Raw genomic sequence first — 15,544 nt, 5'->3', positions numbered from 1 at the left:
GGCGCGTGAACATGATCGAATCGCATTCCTCTCCGTCCGCTTCTGATGCTTCCTCAAACGATGGAGATCTGGGTCTCCTGCTGAGGCGCAGTCCTCCGTCCAGTGTTGCTGCCGAACAGGCACTGCTGGGCGCCATCCTCACGAACAATAAAGCGTATGAGCGGGTTTCGGATTTTCTGGAGCCTGCTCATTTTTCCGATCCGCTGAATGGTCGGATCTATGAAGCGATTGCCCGGCGGATTGAGCGGGGGCAGTTGGCTGATCCTGTGACTATGCGGGCCGAGTTCGAGCATACCGGTGTTCTGGATGCGGCGGGTGGGCCTGCCTATCTGGCCAAGCTGCTGACGGCGATGGTCGGAATCGTCAATGCGGGTGATTACGGGCGGGTGATCCATGATGCCTGGGTGCGGCGCCAGCTGATCGATATTGGTGAGACGGTCGTTAATAACGCTTTTGGAGCGCGGCCTGATCTGGACGGATCGGATCAGATCGCGGCGTCCGAAGAGGCGCTGTTCAAGCTGGCGACGGAGCGAGGTCAGGAAGGCGGTTTCGTTTCTTTCACCAATGCTCTGACGGAAGCAGTTAAGGTTGCGACCAAAGCCTATCAGCGGACAGGCGACGTAGTGGGGCTCACGTCAGGTCTGCGGGACTTCGACAAGCGGACCGGCGGTCTGCATCCTTCCGATCTGATTATCCTTGCCGGTCGCCCTGCAATGGGCAAGACGGCGCTTGCGACCAAAATTGCGTTTTCGGCGGCGCGCTCGATTCTGCGGGATGCTGAGGATAGTGGGGAAAAGCCCAAGGGGTCGGTCGCTATTTTCTCGTTGGAAATGTCATCTGAGCAGTTAGCGACCCGTATTCTGTCGGGTGAAGCTGAGGTTTCGGGCGAAAAGATCCGACGTGGTGATATCGGGCAGAAGGAATTCGACCGGTTTGTCCGTGTGGCACGGGAGCTTCAAAGGCTGCCGCTCTATATTGACGATACGCCAGCGATTTCTCTCTCCGCCATGCGAACGCGCTGCCGGCGGTTGGCTCGGACGCAGGGCTTGAGCCTTGTTGTTGTGGATTATCTCCAGTTGATGCGGCCTGCGATCGGGACCAAGCCTGACAGTCGTGTTCTGGAAATTTCAATGATTACGCAGGGACTTAAGGCGATTGCGAAAGAGCTTTCTGTGCCGGTAATTGCGCTGTCCCAGTTGTCGCGTCAGGTCGAATCGCGCGAAGACAAACGACCCATGTTGTCGGATCTGCGCGAATCGGGCTCGATCGAGCAGGATGCGGATGCGGTCATGTTCGTATATCGCGACGAGTATTATCTGCAGCAGCGTCAGCCTAAAGACAGCGCTTATGACAGCAATGACAAATTCCAGGTTGCGACAGAAGAGTGGCAGCGCAAGATGGCGTTGGTGCACAACAAGGCCGAGCTGATTCTTGAGAAGCAGCGGCATGGCCCTACCGGAATGATCCAGTTGTATTTCGAAGGGGAATATACCCGTTTTGGGGATCTGGATGTTATTCATGAGTAACTCTCCGGAGGAGGGGAGTACTTTGAATGGCGTTGTATCTTGATAAGGGGCACCGTTAAAAGTACGCGATATTTGCTCGAAAAAATCGTTATGCTTTTTTCGGGAATGTCTTGGCTAGAGAGCGGACATAGAACGTCGTAATTGGTTAATTAATACAAAATCAGTACGAATTTCATCAGGATTCTACGCCTGAAAAAAGCTGAAATATGAAACTCTTCCCGGCGGTTTCGCAAAAGGGAGGAGTGCATCTTTTTTCTGGATTATGGCTGCAATGCAGAAAAAGAGCGGCAGCTAAAACCTGTCATAATGGCTCAAAGCCACATTTGTTTCTTGACCCAGTGGCACAGTGCCATTAATTTATCGTTAATCGGTGGTTGCCATGGGGGCGATTGACGGGGAAGGAAAGGAGCCGGTCATGAGTTCAGACTGTCTGATGGCCGGGGATATTTCCGATTTGTTCATTCCATCGATGAAGCGAATTTATCGTGTTGTATCGAATGGGGGGCACCTGAATGCGTATGGAAACCAGTGAAACGGTCACTAATGGATCTCCTCATCTGGTCTCTTGGGCGGATCAGGTGTGTCGGAAGGCGTGTTTCTGTCCGTGTTCTGAGCCATGTCTTGCCGCTGGAGCACCAGTTCTGGGTGCAGAGCAGCCAGTCGCAGGGCCAGTTCTTCGTCGGTACGACCGTTCAGGACGCCTTTTAGAAGAAAATCGGTCGATACGCGCAGCCGGTTCGAGAGCGCCGCGATGAGAAAGACGCTGGGCGCGCGGTCGCCGCGTTCAATCTTGTTCAGCGTGGAAGCGTCCACGCCCAGCAGGCGGGCGCATTCGCTCTGGTTGGGCATGACGAGCTCACGGGCCCAGGAAATGCGAGTTCCTATGGCTCGTTGGAGTGTGGTCAGAGAGTCTGGGCGCTTGTGTTTGGCCATGAGGCCTTTTTAGCAATGGCTTTATGCCAAATCCAGAAGAAGTTTTTTTTATCATACTCTATGGCATTTTGCCAAAAATTAGTGGCAGTTCCATACTGAGGAAGGATGTTGAGATGAGGCAGGTCAAATCAGGTTCCGTACCGCGTCGTGTATCCGCAAGCGCCCTTGCTGCCATGCTTGCGTCTGATGGTTGGCTACCGGAGCGTGGGAGCGTGCGCAAGGGGCGTCGTCGTTCCGCACAGAAAACATCCGGGAAGTCTACGCCGCGGGCTCGCGTGGTAATAGATCGGGAGACGGCCGAGGCTCTTCCTGCCGGGCATCCTGTCAGTTGGAATGCGTTGTGGGGCGCGGATCTGGTCCCGGTTTTTCCGGGATTACAGCCAATGGGCAGTCGTGATGCCGTTATGGAGATCAACTGATGTTTGGAATGGTGCAGGAGGTGTCTTTGTCAGGCGCGCATGCGGGATCTGACGTCATGGTGAAGCCGACTGCGGAGCGGTATCAGCATTCCGAGATCCGTGAAGAGAATAAGGCGTTCCGGGTCGTGAATGCGTTGCAGTCCATGTATGATGCAGGCGATATCGGAGACGACGAACTGGCTGCTGCGGATCGGTGGTATCGCGAATATGTTTTCGCGTCTCTTGGAGTGATGGAAACTCCGCAGTCTGATGGTCGTGTGAGGGAGCGTGGTGACATCCATACATGGATGATTGGACGGGGACAGTGTTCTGCGCGGATGAGCCAGATTCGTGAGATGCTTGGTCTTTGTGCGCATGTGCGTCTTGAGATGCTTCTGGCACGTGAGATGTCGTTTTCGGCGATGGCGCGACATCTCTATCCAGCGCTGTCGGAAGGGCGTGCGCGAATGAAGGTTTCGGCGCAGTGTGCGTTGCTTCTGGAGCAACTGGCGCATGTTTATGAGGTGATTTCTAGAAAGAAACATAAGAAAAAATCTGTTAACGATAAATTATCTATTGATATGTGAGCGCGGTTTTGATATAAGAAATGCATACTGAAGAATTATACATAAATATCCAAAGCCGACCTTCTGAAAAGGAGGTCGGCTTTTATTTTGGAAGTTTCCTGACAAATGGAAAAGTGTGAGATTTCTTCTGGTAGTGTTGTGTTGTCTGGTCGTCAGACTTTTATTGTCCTTCAAAATACATCCGATTCACTTGTGGGATGCCCACTTGTGTATGAAGGGGAGCCAGTTCATCGGGCTGATGTTGCTTTGGAGTGGCACGAACTGGTGGATGCGGGTCTTTCACGCCTGGATGTGAGATGCAGGTCCATTCCCTGTCAGCGTTCGGTTTTGTCGGTTCGAGTGATCGGGCGGGTTGCGCCGGAAACCTTGGCACGTGTGGCTGTGCGGGCTGAGCGGGAGCAGGTGCAGCGTAATGTGGAGGTTCAGGCACGGAAAAGAACGTGTCAGAGCGGCTTGCGTCTGCGGCAGAAGCCGGTTCGGGCTGTCTGGCTGGAGGGGGGCATGATGATGAGCCGCAGGGAGGCTGCGCTGAGAGCGGGCTGATGGTCGGTTCTCAGGTCGATCTGGGGAAGAAGGTTAAAGCAGATGGGTGAAGAAATATCCGGCAAATGTTCCTTGCGGCGGGAACAGTCAGAAGAACGGAAAAAAAGGTTTCTCGAGCATCTGTCTGTGAGTGGAAATATTTCGGAAGCCGGACGTGTTGCAGAGGTTCGGCGGAGTACGCTGTATCTCTGGAAAGAGACGGATAAGGATTTTTCGTCCCGCTGGGAGGATGCTCTGGAGGAAGCCGCGGATGCTCTGGAAGCGGAAGCACGGCGGAGGGCGGTAGAGGGATATGATGAACCCATTACGTATGCGGGACGGGTTGTCTGCGATCCGGATACGGGAAATCCTGTTGTCCGCAAGCGGTACAGTGATGGTTTGATGGCATTTCTGCTTCGGGCGCATCGTCCATCCCGTTTCAGGACTGGTATGGAGGCTGAGGGGCGCTCGGGAGTAATCTCGATCAATATCAGCAGTGATGACAGCGCCCTTTAGACTTAATGACTCGCAGCGTGAGGCGGTGCGGCTGCTCGGTGGGCCGGCAAGGCATATTCTTCTGAGAGGTGGGTCGCGGTCGGGGAAGACCTTTGTTCTGGTTCGGGCCGTTGTGATACGGGCGTTGAAGGCTCCGGAAAGTCGCCATGGTATTTTTCGTCATCGGTTGACGGCGCTGAAGGCGTCCATTCTGCGGGATACGTTTCCGAAGGTTATGCGGATGTGTTTTCCGCAGGTTGGATGGAAGTTGGACCGGCAGGACTGTGTTGTGACGTTTCCGAATGGATCGACGATCTTTTTCGGAGGGCTGGATGACGAGCAGCGGACCGAGAAGATTCTGGGTCTGGAATTTGCGACGGTTTATCTGAACGAGGCCAGTCAGATCAGTTATGGCGCCCGGAACATGCTTCTGACGCGTCTGGCACAGAAAACGGGTCTTGTGGTCAAGGAATATATCGATGCCAACCCGCCGGCGATGGGGCATTGGCTTTATGCGCTTTTCGAAAGCGGGATTGAGCCTAAATCGGGGGAGCCGATGGGGGATCGGTCGCTTTATGCGACGATGATCCTGAATCCGCAGGCGAACCGGGACAATCTGAGCGAGGATTATCTTGCCAGCCTGGAAGCGCTTCCCGAGCGGGAAAAACGGCGGTTTCTGTATGGTGAATATCAATCGGTTGTCGAAGGTGCGTTGTGGCGGCTGGAGATGTTCCGGCGTGAGGCGGCGATTACGGCGCAGAGCCGGGCGGATGTTGCGGCTCGGATGCGGCGTATTCTGGTGTCTGTTGATCCTTCTGGGGCGGCGGGACCGGAAGACTACAGGTCCGACGAGATCGGAATTGTGGTCTGTGGCGTTGATGCGGCTGGTGTGGGGCATGTTCTGGAAGATCTGTCTGCCCGGGATAGTCCGGCGGGCTGGGCTGCCCGGGCCTTGCGGGCATTTGATGACTGGGGTGCTGAACGCATTGTTGCGGAGCGGAACTTCGGGGGGGCTCTGGTAGAGGGCACGATCCGGAGTGTGCGGGCGCATGCTTCCGTCAAGCTGGTGACAGCGGCGCGGGGCAAAGCGGCGCGTGCTGAACCGGTTGCGGCGCTCTACGAGGTTGGCAGGGTTGTGCATCATGGCCGGTTTACGGCTCTGGAGGATCAGCTCTGTCATTTCTCGGTCAGTGGATATCGCGGGCCACGGTCTCCGGACCGGGCGGATGCGATGGTCTGGGGGCTGAGTGAACTGATGCTTGCTGGAAACGGTGGCATGACGGGCTGGAGCTCGTCTGGATTTTCGCTGGCGCGCTGAGCCGACCGTTTCAGGTCGGCGAGTGGCCTGAAACAATGGAGAACACATGGACTGGTTGTCCCTGCAACAGCGTTATGCTGTTCCTGCGGGTGCGTCTGCGCGGACGGCGCGGCTGCTGGCGCTCAAGCGTGTTCTGGATGGGACGCAGTATGATGCGCTGCCGCACCCGTTCTCGATGGAGAAGTCGGGAGCGGGCGAATATATCCCGTTATCCAGCCGCCGTCCTTCGGTCCGGACCAATCTGTGCCGGACGGTTGTGGATGAGGCGGTTTCGCTTCTTTTTGGTGACACGCACTGGCCTGGTCTGGTGACGGACGATGCGCGGGTGGCGCATGCCATGAGCACGTTTGCTTCGCAGACCAGACTGGCGTCGCTTCTGATGGAAGCGGCGCGATTGGGGTCTGTCGGGTCGGTTGCGATCCTGTTTGAAGTGTCCGCAGGGGTTCCGAAGCTGTCTGTTCTGGAAACGGCTTATCTGACGCCGTTCTGGGATGATGCGACGGGCGAACTGTTGCGGGTCGAAGAAAGGTTCCTGGTCCGGGGGCGAGATCTGGCGGCGCAGGGTTATCCGATTGCGGGTGAGCTTCTGGGCGCGCAGTTCTGGTGGCAGCGGGTCTGGACGCCGGTCGACTGTGCGGTGTCCGTGCCGTGGCTGGTGGGAATGGATGGTGGGGTTCGGGACGAGAGCCGTTCCGTTCGTCATGGGCTGGGGTTTGTGCCGATTGTGTGGACGCGCAATCTGGGTGGACCCTGTGGGCGCGATCCGGAAGGCGAGTGCACGTTCGAGCGGGCCATCGATACGGTGATCGAAGCGGATTATCTGCTGTCTCAAGCAGGGCGGGGGCTGAAATATGGCTCCGATCCGACGCTGGTCCTGAAAACGGGTGGCTTTTCCGATGGGGTGGCGCATCAGGGTGGTGCGGCTTCGGCGCTGACGCTTCCGCCTGAGGGAGATGCGAAGCTTCTGGAGATCAACGGCAATGCTGCAGGTGCGGTGCTCGATCATTATCGGGAACTGCGTCTGGTGGTGTTGGAGCAGCTTCATGGGAACCGCGCGCATGGTGACAGGGTTGGCGGCGCGCAGTCCGGTAAGGCCATGGAGATGATGTGTCAGCCGTTGATCTGGTTGGTGGACCGTCTGCGGCATTCCTACGGGGAAGGTGCGCTACTGTCGATTTACCGGATGGCGTGTCGCTTCTCCTGTGTTCTGGAAAACGGGCTGCGGCTTGGGGGCGAGCTGGTTAAGGACCTGCCATATTGCCGCATGAGTTTGCGGTGGCCGGCGTGGTTTCCGTCCACGGACCCGGAATTGCTGTCGCTGGTGCAGGGGCTGGTAGTGGCGGTTTCCAATGGAATTCTGAGCCGCGAGACCGCGGTTCGGATGTTTGCAATGGCATCGGGAAATTCTGATCCGAATACGGAATGGAAAATGCTGGAGCAGTGGTGTGCTTCTGAACAAGCATGAGTGTTGACGGGGGAATGATGTCCGGAACTGATGACACCATTGAGGATGTGGATGCTCTGCGTCAGGCGCTGAATGACGCGCGGAGCGAGGTTGAGGCGGTCCGTCAGGAAATGACGGATGTTGTGACGCGTCAGGAGACGCTTCAGCGCAGTCATGAAGAAGCGCTGGCCCGGATGCGGGAGGACAGTAACCGGGAGGTTATTGTGGCGGCGCTCAGGGCGGAAGCGATCCGCAATGGTGCACATAATCCTGATGATGTTGTGCGGCTGATCGATCTTAACGGGATTGAGCGGGGCGAAGACGGCTCGGTGGTTGGTGTTTCCGAGGCTTTGCAGCAGGCCCGTCAGGAGCGGGCCTATCTGTTTGGTGAGGTGCTGCGGCCTGGATATTCGAGCGGAACGACGGTCGGGCAGGCAGCGCCTCGTCCGGGCGGGGTTGAACCGTTCAATGCGCGGGCCGTCAGCGAGGCGGATTACGAAACGCGCAAATGGCAGTTTCTGGCTCAGAAGTGAGCTTTGGAGCGATATTTGACCGGGTCTGATGGCAGGCCGGGTTCAGACAACACATTTATGGAAAAAATACATGAGCATTGATAATTTTCCTGTTCAGCTTCAGGCCGCCATTCAACAGGGGTTTCTAGCCCGCGAATTCGAGAATGGTCTGAAATCCCGTCTGGGTTTCCGCCAGGTTGCCGATCGCGAAGTGTTTCCGAACGCCATTGGTGAGACGCTGACAAAAACACGCAAGAGCCTCAAGGCGCCTGTGACGACGCCGCTTAATCCGACGGGGAATACCAATTTCGATAATGGTCTGAGCCCTTCTGGTTGGGCCGTTGAGCAGTACACGCTGTCGATCAACCAGTATGGCGATACGATCGATTTGAACATGGTGACCAGTGGTGTAGGGATTGCGTCGCAGTTTTTGGCCAACGCCAACACCAACGGTGTGCAGGCGATGCAGTCTCTCGACCGGCTGGCGCGCAATACGCTGTTCGGTGGTGCGCAGAATGGTGTGGGCGGCTATCTTGGCGGTAATACGCGCGTGACGGCGACACTGGGAAGCGCTGGGAATACCATTTCGGTTGATGACATCCGGGGTTTCCAGTCCGTGATCGTCAATGGTCAGGTCACGTCGCTCAGTGCGACACATGGCATGACTGTGACGGTGGGCAGTGATGTTTATACGCTTGTCAGCGTGGCGGCTGATGGGACGAATGTGTCTACAGCGCCGGGTGGTGTTTCTGGGCAGATGACGTTCTCGGCTTCAGTTTCTGTTGCGGATGGGACGGAAGGTCAGGCCGTTGTAGCCTCCACGGCGCCGATGGTGATCCGTCCGAATGGTCGTCTGACGACGGCGGCGTTACAGACGGCGAGTGCGAGTGGTTTGGCGGATACGCTGGGCATTCAGCAGGTTCTGGCCGGTGTGGCGACACTGCGGCGTAACAACGTGCCGATGATCAATGGTGCGTATCACTGTTATCTGGATGATCTGCAGCTTCTGTCGCTCTTCCGTGATCCGGATTTCAAGCATCTGTATCGTGGCGCTTATGGTTCGGAAGAGTATCGTTCCGGGCAGGTGATTGAGCTTCTGGGTGTGCGGTTTATTCCGACGACGGAAGCGCCGCAGCAGGCGTCGCTTGGGGCGGGTTCCATTCATCGTGCGCTTCTTCTCGGTCAGGGTGCGCTGATCGAAGGTGACTGTGCGCTGACGGGTCATTCCGACATTCCGGATGCCGAGCGGGCGCTGATCGAGATGGTGGACAGCGTGGCGATGGTGACGCGTGAGCCGCTGGATCGACTGCGGCAGATCATTGCGCAGTCCTGGTACTGGATTGGTGGTTTTGCTCTGCCGACCGACGTGACGGCGGACATGACGGTCATTCCGACGGCGACGAACAGCTACCTCAAGCGGGGTGTTGTGATCGAGAGCCTTGGTACGGATGCTCTTGGTCTGACGTTCTGACCTATTTTCGGCCCCCGTCTTTGAGGCGGGGGCCTCTCTTGCAGGGGGAATGATATGTCCGGGACGGTTGGTTTATCGACGGATATTCTCTCGGAAGGAGAGAAAATGGATATCCGGCGGTTCTGTGGGTATCCCGCGATCGGATCGCGGGAAGGAAACCAGGAATCATGGCGTTTCTTCCAGGTGGAAGGTGCGCTGGAATGGCGGATGAATTATCTGTCTGCGGCAGAGTTGCAGCAGATCCGGCTTTATCTGTCGCAGCTTTATCCGCTCGAAACCGCAATCACGGCGTCGTCGGACAATCTGGATACGGCACGGGCGGCCAGTTGGTATCATAATGGTCGCGAAGTGCAGGACCGGATAATGCTGTTTACGCTGTGGCGTCGTCGTTTGTGTGCGTTTCTGGGTGTGACGGGTGGACTGGAACTGCAGGACGGCCGGGCGATCGTGGTTTGAGGAGGGCATTGTGCAGCAGGCAATGATCGCAGCCCGACTTTCCAGAGGATATGCCAAGGCGGCGCAGGTTCTGGGGGCTTCTGGCGAGCAGTATCGTCCTTCAAGCGGTCTGTCGCCGATGAGTGTGCTTTATGCTCAGCCGATGTTGGCTTTCGACGTAGATGCCGGGTTTTCGTTTGAGCGTCCGATCGGATGGGGGATTCCGACGGAATATGTTCTGACAGATCGCCGGGATGATACGCAGGTGGGCGATATTCTTGCTGCGAGTGGCCGGACGTATTTCGTAGCGTCCGTGGAGCCTCTGCGGCCGCCATTATGTGTGGTGTGTAGCCGGACCGTGTCGGTGAGCGGCGTTACGGGAGTGGTGCAGACGCTCGTTTCGGATTGTCCGGCGGCTATTATCATGCGGGCGAAGGGGGAATCTTCGGGAAGTGGGGTTCCGGGGGCGACACGGCCGGGCCAGTCCGTGATGTATCTTCCGCTTCTGCCGGGAGTTGTGTTGACGCCATATATGACGGTTACGACCGATCTTGGGACGACTTATACGGTCAATGCAGTGGAAATATCCGGGTTCGGTATCCGGTGCACCATGTCGTTTCAGCAGGTCTGAGGGGGGAGAAGAATGACGGATGCCTCCAAAGTCGGGCTGGCGCTGGCTTATAACTGTGCGCAGGTGCTTTATCCGGATGGGTTATCGGGCGTTTCGGTGACGGGGCGACAGGTGGTGTTGCGGCGGGGATGGCTTTTGCCGAGCGATCTTTTCGCCGCCCAGAATATTCGCAACAATATCGATTTCGTGACCGTTACGATGGCGCCGCGGAAAATGCCGGAATGGGCGGAACCACTGGGGCGACCCTGGCGGGTCCAGCAGAAGGTTGAGCCTACGGTTGGGGTTGTTGTGACGGATGGGGCGGTTGAGATCGTTTTTTCCGGAATGGCGACGCCGGCAGGAGTTGTGGCGGTCTGGCTGGATGATATGCCGCGAGGAGGGGAACCTTCTGCGGCTTATGCGGTGATGGCGCAGGACACGCCTGAGACGGTTGCTGCAGCTTTGGCGGCGGCGTTGACTGGTGGTGTGGCGAATGGTGCGGTTGTCAGTGTGCCGGGGCGGGTTCTGACTGGTCATGCCGGTGGCTATGGCCAGTCGGTGCGGGTGACGCGTCGGCAGGCGCAGCTCTATCGGGTTTCGATCTGGACGGCGGATGCGACGGCGCGCGAGACGCTCGCATCTGTTCTGGATACCGCGCTGGCGGAGCAGAGTTGGATCAGTACTCTGGACGGGCGGGAGGCTCAGCTTCGGTTTCAGAGCGTGGAAGATGTCGACACAATGCAAAACGAAGCATTGTATCGGCGGGATTATTTCTATGAGCTGGTATTCGATACCCTGCAGGTGCAGTGGGCGTCCGAAATGCTGTGCGGGATCGGCAGCCTGTCCGCGGGGGAGGGGCTTTCGGCATCTTTCGGCGTTTTGGCACCCGGGGCGGCGAATCAGACGGTGACGGCGGCTCTGGAGGCCATGCAGGCTGTGGTTGCGGCGCAGGCGGTGGCTTCGGCTTATCCGGGTTTGAGTGTTGACCGGTTTGGAACGGTGGTTGCGCTCGGCGGCTAACGCAGAAGCTGGGTGATAAAAGCTGAAATTTCATCAGGAAAGCGGGTGGCCTTCATGGAGGCGCCCGCTTTCTGCATTTTGGAGAGCGATCCGGGGATGTCTCTGGTCTATCAGGCGGGAACGCTGAACACCACGGCACTGACCGTGCCAAATCTTTATGTGCAGATTGCCCAGCCGCAGACGCTGGCCCTCTCGGGCGTATCGTCTTCGGTGTTAGGGATTGTGGGAACCGCTGGCTGGGGGCCGGTGGGGATGCCGCTGCCGATCGGGGGCATGAGTGATTATGTCGCGGCGTTTGGCGCCAAGCAGAACAAGACGACGGATGCAGGCCTGGCAGTCAATATCGCTGTGATGCAGGGAGCATCGACATTCGTGGTTGTCCGTGTGACGGACGGGACGGATGTGGCTGCTTCCGGCGCGCTTGACGGGGTGACGGTTCAGGCGGTCTGCACTGGAAGTGCGGGTAATGGCATTGTTGCCGCAGTGACGGCTACGGGGTCCGGCTATGCGCTTGCGGTGACGCATGCCGAGCTGGGTTCAAGGACTTACGCCGGTGCGGACTGGTCCGGGATTGCCGCTGCTGTGGCGCAGGATCTGAGTGCGCTCGTGAAAGTCGTGTTGCCGGAAACGGTTCCGGCTGTGGCGGCTGCGAGTGTGACGCTTTCAGGCGGCACGGATGGTGGCGTTCCCACCACGGCGCAGTTCCTGGGGCAGGACAGCACGGTCCGGACGGGCATGTATGCGCTGCGTGGACAGGGATGTGCCGTCGGGTTGCTGCATGGTGTGTCGGACAGTACGTCCTATACGGCGCAGGCGGCTTTTGGGGCGTCCGAGGGGGTCTATATGATCGCCGTGGGCCCAGCTGCGGATACGGTGATGAATGCGATTGCGGTTAAGGCATCGAGTGGTCTGGATGCGGCGTCGGTCAAGCTCATGTTCGGGGACTGGCTGTGGTGGGATGATGACAGCAACGGTGTGATTCTCGTGAGTCCGCAGGCATTTGCGGGTGGCAGACTGGCCGCGCTTTCACCTGAACAGTCCAGTCTGAACAAGGCGCTGTCAGGGGTTGTGGGAAGCCAGAAGGCTGGTCTGACGGGAAGCAGTGCGACATATTCCACGGCGGAATTGTCCGTGCTGTTTACGGCTGGAATTGACGTGATCTGCAATCCGGCGCCGGGCGGAAGTTACTGGGCGGTGCGGTGTGGGCATAATTCGTCCAGCAAGAGTACCATGAATGGCGACAATTACACGCGTCTGACGAACTATATTGCGTCTTCGCTTGCGGGCGGCATGGGCGGTTATGTCGGCGAGGTCATTAACGACACGCTGTTCAGTGATATTCGCTCGACGCTTCTGGGGTTTCTGTCGTCTCTGCTGTCTCAGGGTATTCTGGGCGTTCAGAATAGTGAACTGCCCTATAGCGTGGTCTGTGATTCGAGCAATAATCCGCAGTCCCGTACGGCACTGGGCTATGTGCAGGCGGATGTGGCTGTTCGATATCAGGGCATCAACGAGAAATTCATTGTCAATCTGCAGGGTGGCGCGTCTGTCACTGTGTCGTCTGCGTCGGGGAGTATCGGCTAAATGGCAAATCCATACAGTATTGGCCGGGATTGCCGGATTACGGTTCTGTGGAATGGCCAGCGGGTTGATCTGAGGGATGTGACTTCTTTCAGTGCGGCTCAGGAAACGCATGCTCTGCGTGCCAACCCGCTGAATGGTGTTCCTCTGGAATTCAATGTTCCGAACGGTTGGCGGGGAGCATTTCAGATCGCCCGGGCTAATGCGGCGCTGGACAATCTGGTGGCGGCTGTAGAAGCTGCCTACTGGAATGCGGGAACGGTCGGAAGCGGGACGATTTACCAGTACGTTACGGAACCGGATGGTTCGACGAGCACATGGGAGTTCAGCAATGTTTCTATGCAGCTGAAAAGTGATCCCTGGCAGGCGGATCATATGATCCATCAGACGGTTCAGTTCTTTGCTTCTACGAGGACGAAGATTTCGTGAGTGATTTTCCGCAGGAAATTGTTCTGTCAGATAAGCGCCGTCTGACGTTGCGCGAGATTGATCCGGCGGACATGCTGGATCTGATTGAAGCGGCGGGAAGTGCGATCAATGGGGCTTCGGCGTCTGCGTGGTTGGGCTATGCGGAAATGATCTGTTCCGTGACGGCGATTGATGGTGTGCCGGTTCAGATGCCGCAGAGCAAGGACGAGATCCGTGATCTTGCGCGGCGTGTCGGAAAATCCGGGATTGCTGCGCTGACACCGTTGTTTGAGCGTGATGCGGATGATGATATCCGGGACATCGCAAAAAACTGAGTCGGCACTCCGGGTTTCAGGAGATGCTTTATCTGCTGGATCACGGGGTGCCGTGGGATGTTTTGCGAGGGTGGTCAGGGGCGCGGCGTTTGGCCGCGTGTGTCATTACCGGTGAGCGGGAAGGACACTGTTTTGACTGGGAAATGATGCGGTATCAGGGAGAGATATGATGCGGGAGAACATCTGGCGGAATATTCTCTCGGTCAGGACATTTTTCGGTCAGTCTGCCAGAGGGATGCTGCGAAGGGAGACGCCGGTTTCGGCCGTGCCTCGTTTGCGGAAATCGGGCTGGGCGAAGACGGTTCATGCCAGAAATCATCCGGGGATTGCGGTCAGGATGGCGTATTCCGGAACGCGGGAAACATCCAGTACTCGGAGCGTGCCCGGCGCAGGGAAGCCGACTGGGTTGCGAAATGAGGCGCACTTTTCAAGGCGAAAAGGGGATGAGGTATCGATGCTGCCCTCTTTTTCTGTCAGATCGGTTGTTGCTCTTGCCGGGAACAAGGGGCGGATTAAAAGGGTATCTACCTTTCCGAATTCTCCGCGGCAGATGTCTCAGCTGCGTGTCAAACAAGATAAAATAGTTTCTAATAAAAAACGTATTAACTTTGTTTTCCGAAGAACTGTCTCTCCGGAAAGACAATTGGGGTTGCTCGAAAGAATATTCCCTTCAAAGTCTGCGAGGCGTGTTGGGAGTGCTGCATCGTCCGTTGTTCTTGAGACGATGCGGCGGTCTGGAAACTCCTTGTTTGTGCCGCAAGCTCGGCCTCTCCTTGCGGGGGAGGGGATGTACGGAACGACCGGGCGGGAACAAAAGTCGCAGCATGTTTTTTCAGAGGCTCGACCATATTACGATACTGAAATTGTGAATGATCGTCTGGAGCATGAGGTGAGGAGCGGGGATTTTCTGCTGGGTCATCGTGATGCCCGTCTGGCGGCGCGTCGTTCTGGCGGCGGTGTGGATGAGATCATGCAGCCTCAGTATCCCGGTCGCAGTATCGGATTTTTCTGACAGAGGAGATGTTCTCTGATGGGTATTGGCCTTTCTGACATAGAAAATGCCATTGGCGCTGTGGGGCGTTTGGGGGCGTCGTCGCCTGTCATACTGGGAAGTCTGGTTCTGACGGGAATTGAGGTTCCGGACACGCTGCAGGTTGGCGGTCGTCAGATGCTGGTTGTGCATCGTTTGCCAGGTGGTGGGCGGGTTGTGGACGCGCTGGGCAATGATCCGGGGCGGCTGGAACTGCGGGGGCGTTTTCTCGGTCCTGACGCGCAGATGCGCGCGCAGGCAGTCGAGCGCATGCGCATGGCGGGACAGCAGGTTGCGTTCTCGGCGGCGGGTCTATCCGTACAGGTATGGATTGCGCAGTTTACTTACGTCTATCAGGCGAAGGGGGCTGTCTGTTCCTATAAGCTGGTGCTTGAGAGACCTCAGGAAACGACGTCCGTTCAGAGTCTGTCGACCCTGTCCGGTTTGTTGGGAGATGACGTCGGGAGTGCTCTCGACAGTTTTTCCGGGGTTGTTTCGGATGTCGCCGAAGGCGTCTTTACGGCAGCGGGGCAGGTGTCTTCGGTTGTCGGACAGGTGATGCCGCTGGCCAGTCTGGTTGGTGCAGGTGGTTTTGCTTCGAAAGTTACGGATGCACTGGGGACGGTCAATGGCATGGCGCAGAGTGGGATGAATCTCGCAACCGTTCCCTCCGCGCTGGCGTCTGTTGCGGGAGGGTTGCAAAATGCGGGAAGTGGTTTGCAGTCCATTATCGTCGGGACGGGACAGAATGTTGAGGCCATCCAGCCGGTCAACAGTGTTTCGCTGAATACTCTGGGTCAGAATGCAGCGCTTCTGAGTGCGGCGGCTGATGCGGGAGGGTTGGTCAACCGGTCTGCGGCGAATATTGCGGTGGCTCAGGGGCAGGAGACGGCTTTGCCGTCCGTTTTCGCATGAGGGA

The 15,544-nt window shown here is 57.3% G+C and carries 18 protein-coding genes; 17 read left to right on the top strand and 1 reads right to left on the bottom strand.

All coding sequences use genetic code 11. The features are described 5' to 3' along the window. Window positions 1-11 precede the first annotated feature (11 nt). On the top strand, window positions 12-1,526 hold the full coding sequence (locus JK176_RS11575) for a replicative DNA helicase (protein WP_099286014.1): 1,515 nt from the start codon (window positions 12-14) through the stop codon (window positions 1,524-1,526). A 540-nt stretch (window positions 1,527-2,066) separates the two neighbouring features. Here the strand turns inward: JK176_RS11575 and JK176_RS11570 are convergent. Beyond that, window positions 2,067-2,375: a helix-turn-helix domain-containing protein gene (locus JK176_RS11570; RefSeq protein WP_235993467.1), complete on the bottom strand. Its 309-nt coding sequence runs from the start codon at window positions 2,373-2,375 to the stop codon at window positions 2,067-2,069. Between the two features lie 197 nt (window positions 2,376-2,572). On the opposite strand from JK176_RS11570, the gene JK176_RS11565 reads away from it, so the two are divergent. The 16 genes from JK176_RS11565 (at window position 2,573) to JK176_RS11490 (ending at window position 15,540) form a co-directional block, all read left to right on the top strand. Further along, on the top strand, window positions 2,573-2,878 hold the full coding sequence (locus JK176_RS11565) for a transcriptional regulator (protein WP_211587982.1): 306 nt from the start codon (window positions 2,573-2,575) through the stop codon (window positions 2,876-2,878). Then, window positions 2,878-3,444 carry a hypothetical protein gene (locus JK176_RS11560; RefSeq protein ID WP_211587981.1) on the top strand — a complete coding sequence of 189 codons (567 nt, stop codon included), beginning with the start codon at window positions 2,878-2,880 and terminating at the stop codon, window positions 3,442-3,444. The genes JK176_RS11565 and JK176_RS11560 overlap by 1 nt, the downstream gene beginning before the upstream one ends. 440 nt (window positions 3,445-3,884) lie before the next feature. Further along, window positions 3,885-4,037, top strand: a complete 153-nt coding sequence (locus JK176_RS11555; RefSeq protein ID WP_211587980.1) for a hypothetical protein — start codon at window positions 3,885-3,887, stop codon at window positions 4,035-4,037. Between the two features lie 76 nt (window positions 4,038-4,113). Further along, entirely contained in the window at window positions 4,114-4,482 is a 369-nt protein-coding gene (locus JK176_RS11550) for a hypothetical protein (protein ID WP_349291928.1), read from the top strand. Then, the gene (locus tag JK176_RS11545) at window positions 4,466-5,779 is read left to right on the top strand and encodes a phage terminase large subunit (protein ID WP_211587978.1); all 1,314 of its coding nucleotides are present in this window, start codon (window positions 4,466-4,468) and stop codon (window positions 5,777-5,779) included. The genes JK176_RS11550 and JK176_RS11545 overlap by 17 nt, the downstream gene beginning before the upstream one ends. A gap of 46 nt (window positions 5,780-5,825) precedes the next feature. After that, entirely contained in the window at window positions 5,826-7,244 is a 1,419-nt protein-coding gene (locus tag JK176_RS11540) for a phage portal protein (protein WP_194268672.1), read from the top strand. After that, complete coding sequence (locus JK176_RS11535) at window positions 7,241-7,756, top strand: phage scaffolding protein (RefSeq protein WP_249194465.1); 516 nt, start codon at window positions 7,241-7,243, stop codon at window positions 7,754-7,756. Before JK176_RS11540 ends, JK176_RS11535 begins: the two co-directional genes overlap by 4 nt. Before the next feature lie 70 nt (window positions 7,757-7,826). Then, window positions 7,827-9,206, top strand: a complete 1,380-nt coding sequence (locus JK176_RS11530) for a DUF4043 domain-containing protein (RefSeq protein ID WP_211587977.1) — start codon at window positions 7,827-7,829, stop codon at window positions 9,204-9,206. A 54-nt stretch (window positions 9,207-9,260) separates the two neighbouring features. Continuing rightward, the gene (locus JK176_RS11525; protein ID WP_211587976.1) at window positions 9,261-9,662 is read left to right on the top strand and encodes a hypothetical protein; all 402 of its coding nucleotides are present in this window, start codon (window positions 9,261-9,263) and stop codon (window positions 9,660-9,662) included. Window positions 9,663-9,672: 10 nt separating this feature from the next. Further along, complete coding sequence (locus JK176_RS11520) at window positions 9,673-10,272, top strand: hypothetical protein (RefSeq protein ID WP_211587975.1); 600 nt, start codon at window positions 9,673-9,675, stop codon at window positions 10,270-10,272. A 12-nt stretch (window positions 10,273-10,284) separates the two neighbouring features. Continuing rightward, entirely contained in the window at window positions 10,285-11,271 is a 987-nt protein-coding gene (locus tag JK176_RS11515; protein WP_211587974.1) for a hypothetical protein, read from the top strand. 96 nt (window positions 11,272-11,367) lie between these two features. Next, complete coding sequence (locus tag JK176_RS11510) at window positions 11,368-12,855, top strand: phage tail protein (RefSeq protein ID WP_211588013.1); 1,488 nt, start codon at window positions 11,368-11,370, stop codon at window positions 12,853-12,855. Further along, window positions 12,856-13,281, top strand: coding sequence for a hypothetical protein (locus JK176_RS11505; protein WP_062108428.1), 426 nt, complete (start codon window positions 12,856-12,858; stop codon window positions 13,279-13,281). It abuts the gene before it with no gap. Then, complete coding sequence (locus JK176_RS11500; protein ID WP_099286025.1) at window positions 13,278-13,595, top strand: hypothetical protein; 318 nt, start codon at window positions 13,278-13,280, stop codon at window positions 13,593-13,595. The genes JK176_RS11505 and JK176_RS11500 overlap by 4 nt, the downstream gene beginning before the upstream one ends. Window positions 13,596-14,049: 454 nt before the next feature. Further along, window positions 14,050-14,607, top strand: coding sequence for a hypothetical protein (locus JK176_RS11495; protein ID WP_211587973.1), 558 nt, complete (start codon window positions 14,050-14,052; stop codon window positions 14,605-14,607). Between the two features lie 18 nt (window positions 14,608-14,625). After that, complete coding sequence (locus JK176_RS11490; RefSeq protein ID WP_211587972.1) at window positions 14,626-15,540, top strand: hypothetical protein; 915 nt, start codon at window positions 14,626-14,628, stop codon at window positions 15,538-15,540. Window positions 15,541-15,544 lie beyond the last annotated feature (4 nt).

Source organism: Gluconobacter sp. Dm-73, from assembly GCF_018256215.1.
GTDB classification, from domain to species: domain Bacteria; phylum Pseudomonadota; class Alphaproteobacteria; order Acetobacterales; family Acetobacteraceae; genus Gluconobacter; species Gluconobacter cadivus.
This window is presented reverse-complemented; position numbering and strand designations above follow the sequence as displayed.

Excerpts from the sequence above, each read along its gene's own strand:
- JK176_RS11575 (WP_099286014.1), top strand. The coding sequence starts at position 12 with ATGATCGAATCGCATTCCTCTCCGTCCGCTTCTGATGCTTCCTCAAAC.
- JK176_RS11570 (WP_235993467.1), bottom strand. The coding sequence starts at position 2,375 with ATGCCCAACCAGAGCGAATGCGCCCGCCTGCTGGGCGTGGACGCTTCC.
- JK176_RS11565 (WP_211587982.1), top strand. The coding sequence starts at position 2,573 with ATGAGGCAGGTCAAATCAGGTTCCGTACCGCGTCGTGTATCCGCAAGC.
- JK176_RS11560 (WP_211587981.1), top strand. The coding sequence starts at position 2,878 with ATGTTTGGAATGGTGCAGGAGGTGTCTTTGTCAGGCGCGCATGCGGGA.
- JK176_RS11545 (WP_211587978.1), top strand. The coding sequence starts at position 4,466 with ATGACAGCGCCCTTTAGACTTAATGACTCGCAGCGTGAGGCGGTGCGG.
- JK176_RS11540 (WP_194268672.1), top strand. The coding sequence starts at position 5,826 with ATGGACTGGTTGTCCCTGCAACAGCGTTATGCTGTTCCTGCGGGTGCG.
- JK176_RS11535 (WP_249194465.1), top strand. The coding sequence starts at position 7,241 with ATGAGTGTTGACGGGGGAATGATGTCCGGAACTGATGACACCATTGAG.
- JK176_RS11530 (WP_211587977.1), top strand. The coding sequence starts at position 7,827 with ATGAGCATTGATAATTTTCCTGTTCAGCTTCAGGCCGCCATTCAACAG.
- JK176_RS11525 (WP_211587976.1), top strand. The coding sequence starts at position 9,261 with ATGTCCGGGACGGTTGGTTTATCGACGGATATTCTCTCGGAAGGAGAG.
- JK176_RS11515 (WP_211587974.1), top strand. The coding sequence starts at position 10,285 with ATGACGGATGCCTCCAAAGTCGGGCTGGCGCTGGCTTATAACTGTGCG.
- JK176_RS11510 (WP_211588013.1), top strand. The coding sequence starts at position 11,368 with ATGTCTCTGGTCTATCAGGCGGGAACGCTGAACACCACGGCACTGACC.
- JK176_RS11505 (WP_062108428.1), top strand. The coding sequence starts at position 12,856 with ATGGCAAATCCATACAGTATTGGCCGGGATTGCCGGATTACGGTTCTG.
- JK176_RS11495 (WP_211587973.1), top strand. The coding sequence starts at position 14,050 with ATGCTGCCCTCTTTTTCTGTCAGATCGGTTGTTGCTCTTGCCGGGAAC.
- JK176_RS11490 (WP_211587972.1), top strand. The coding sequence starts at position 14,626 with ATGGGTATTGGCCTTTCTGACATAGAAAATGCCATTGGCGCTGTGGGG.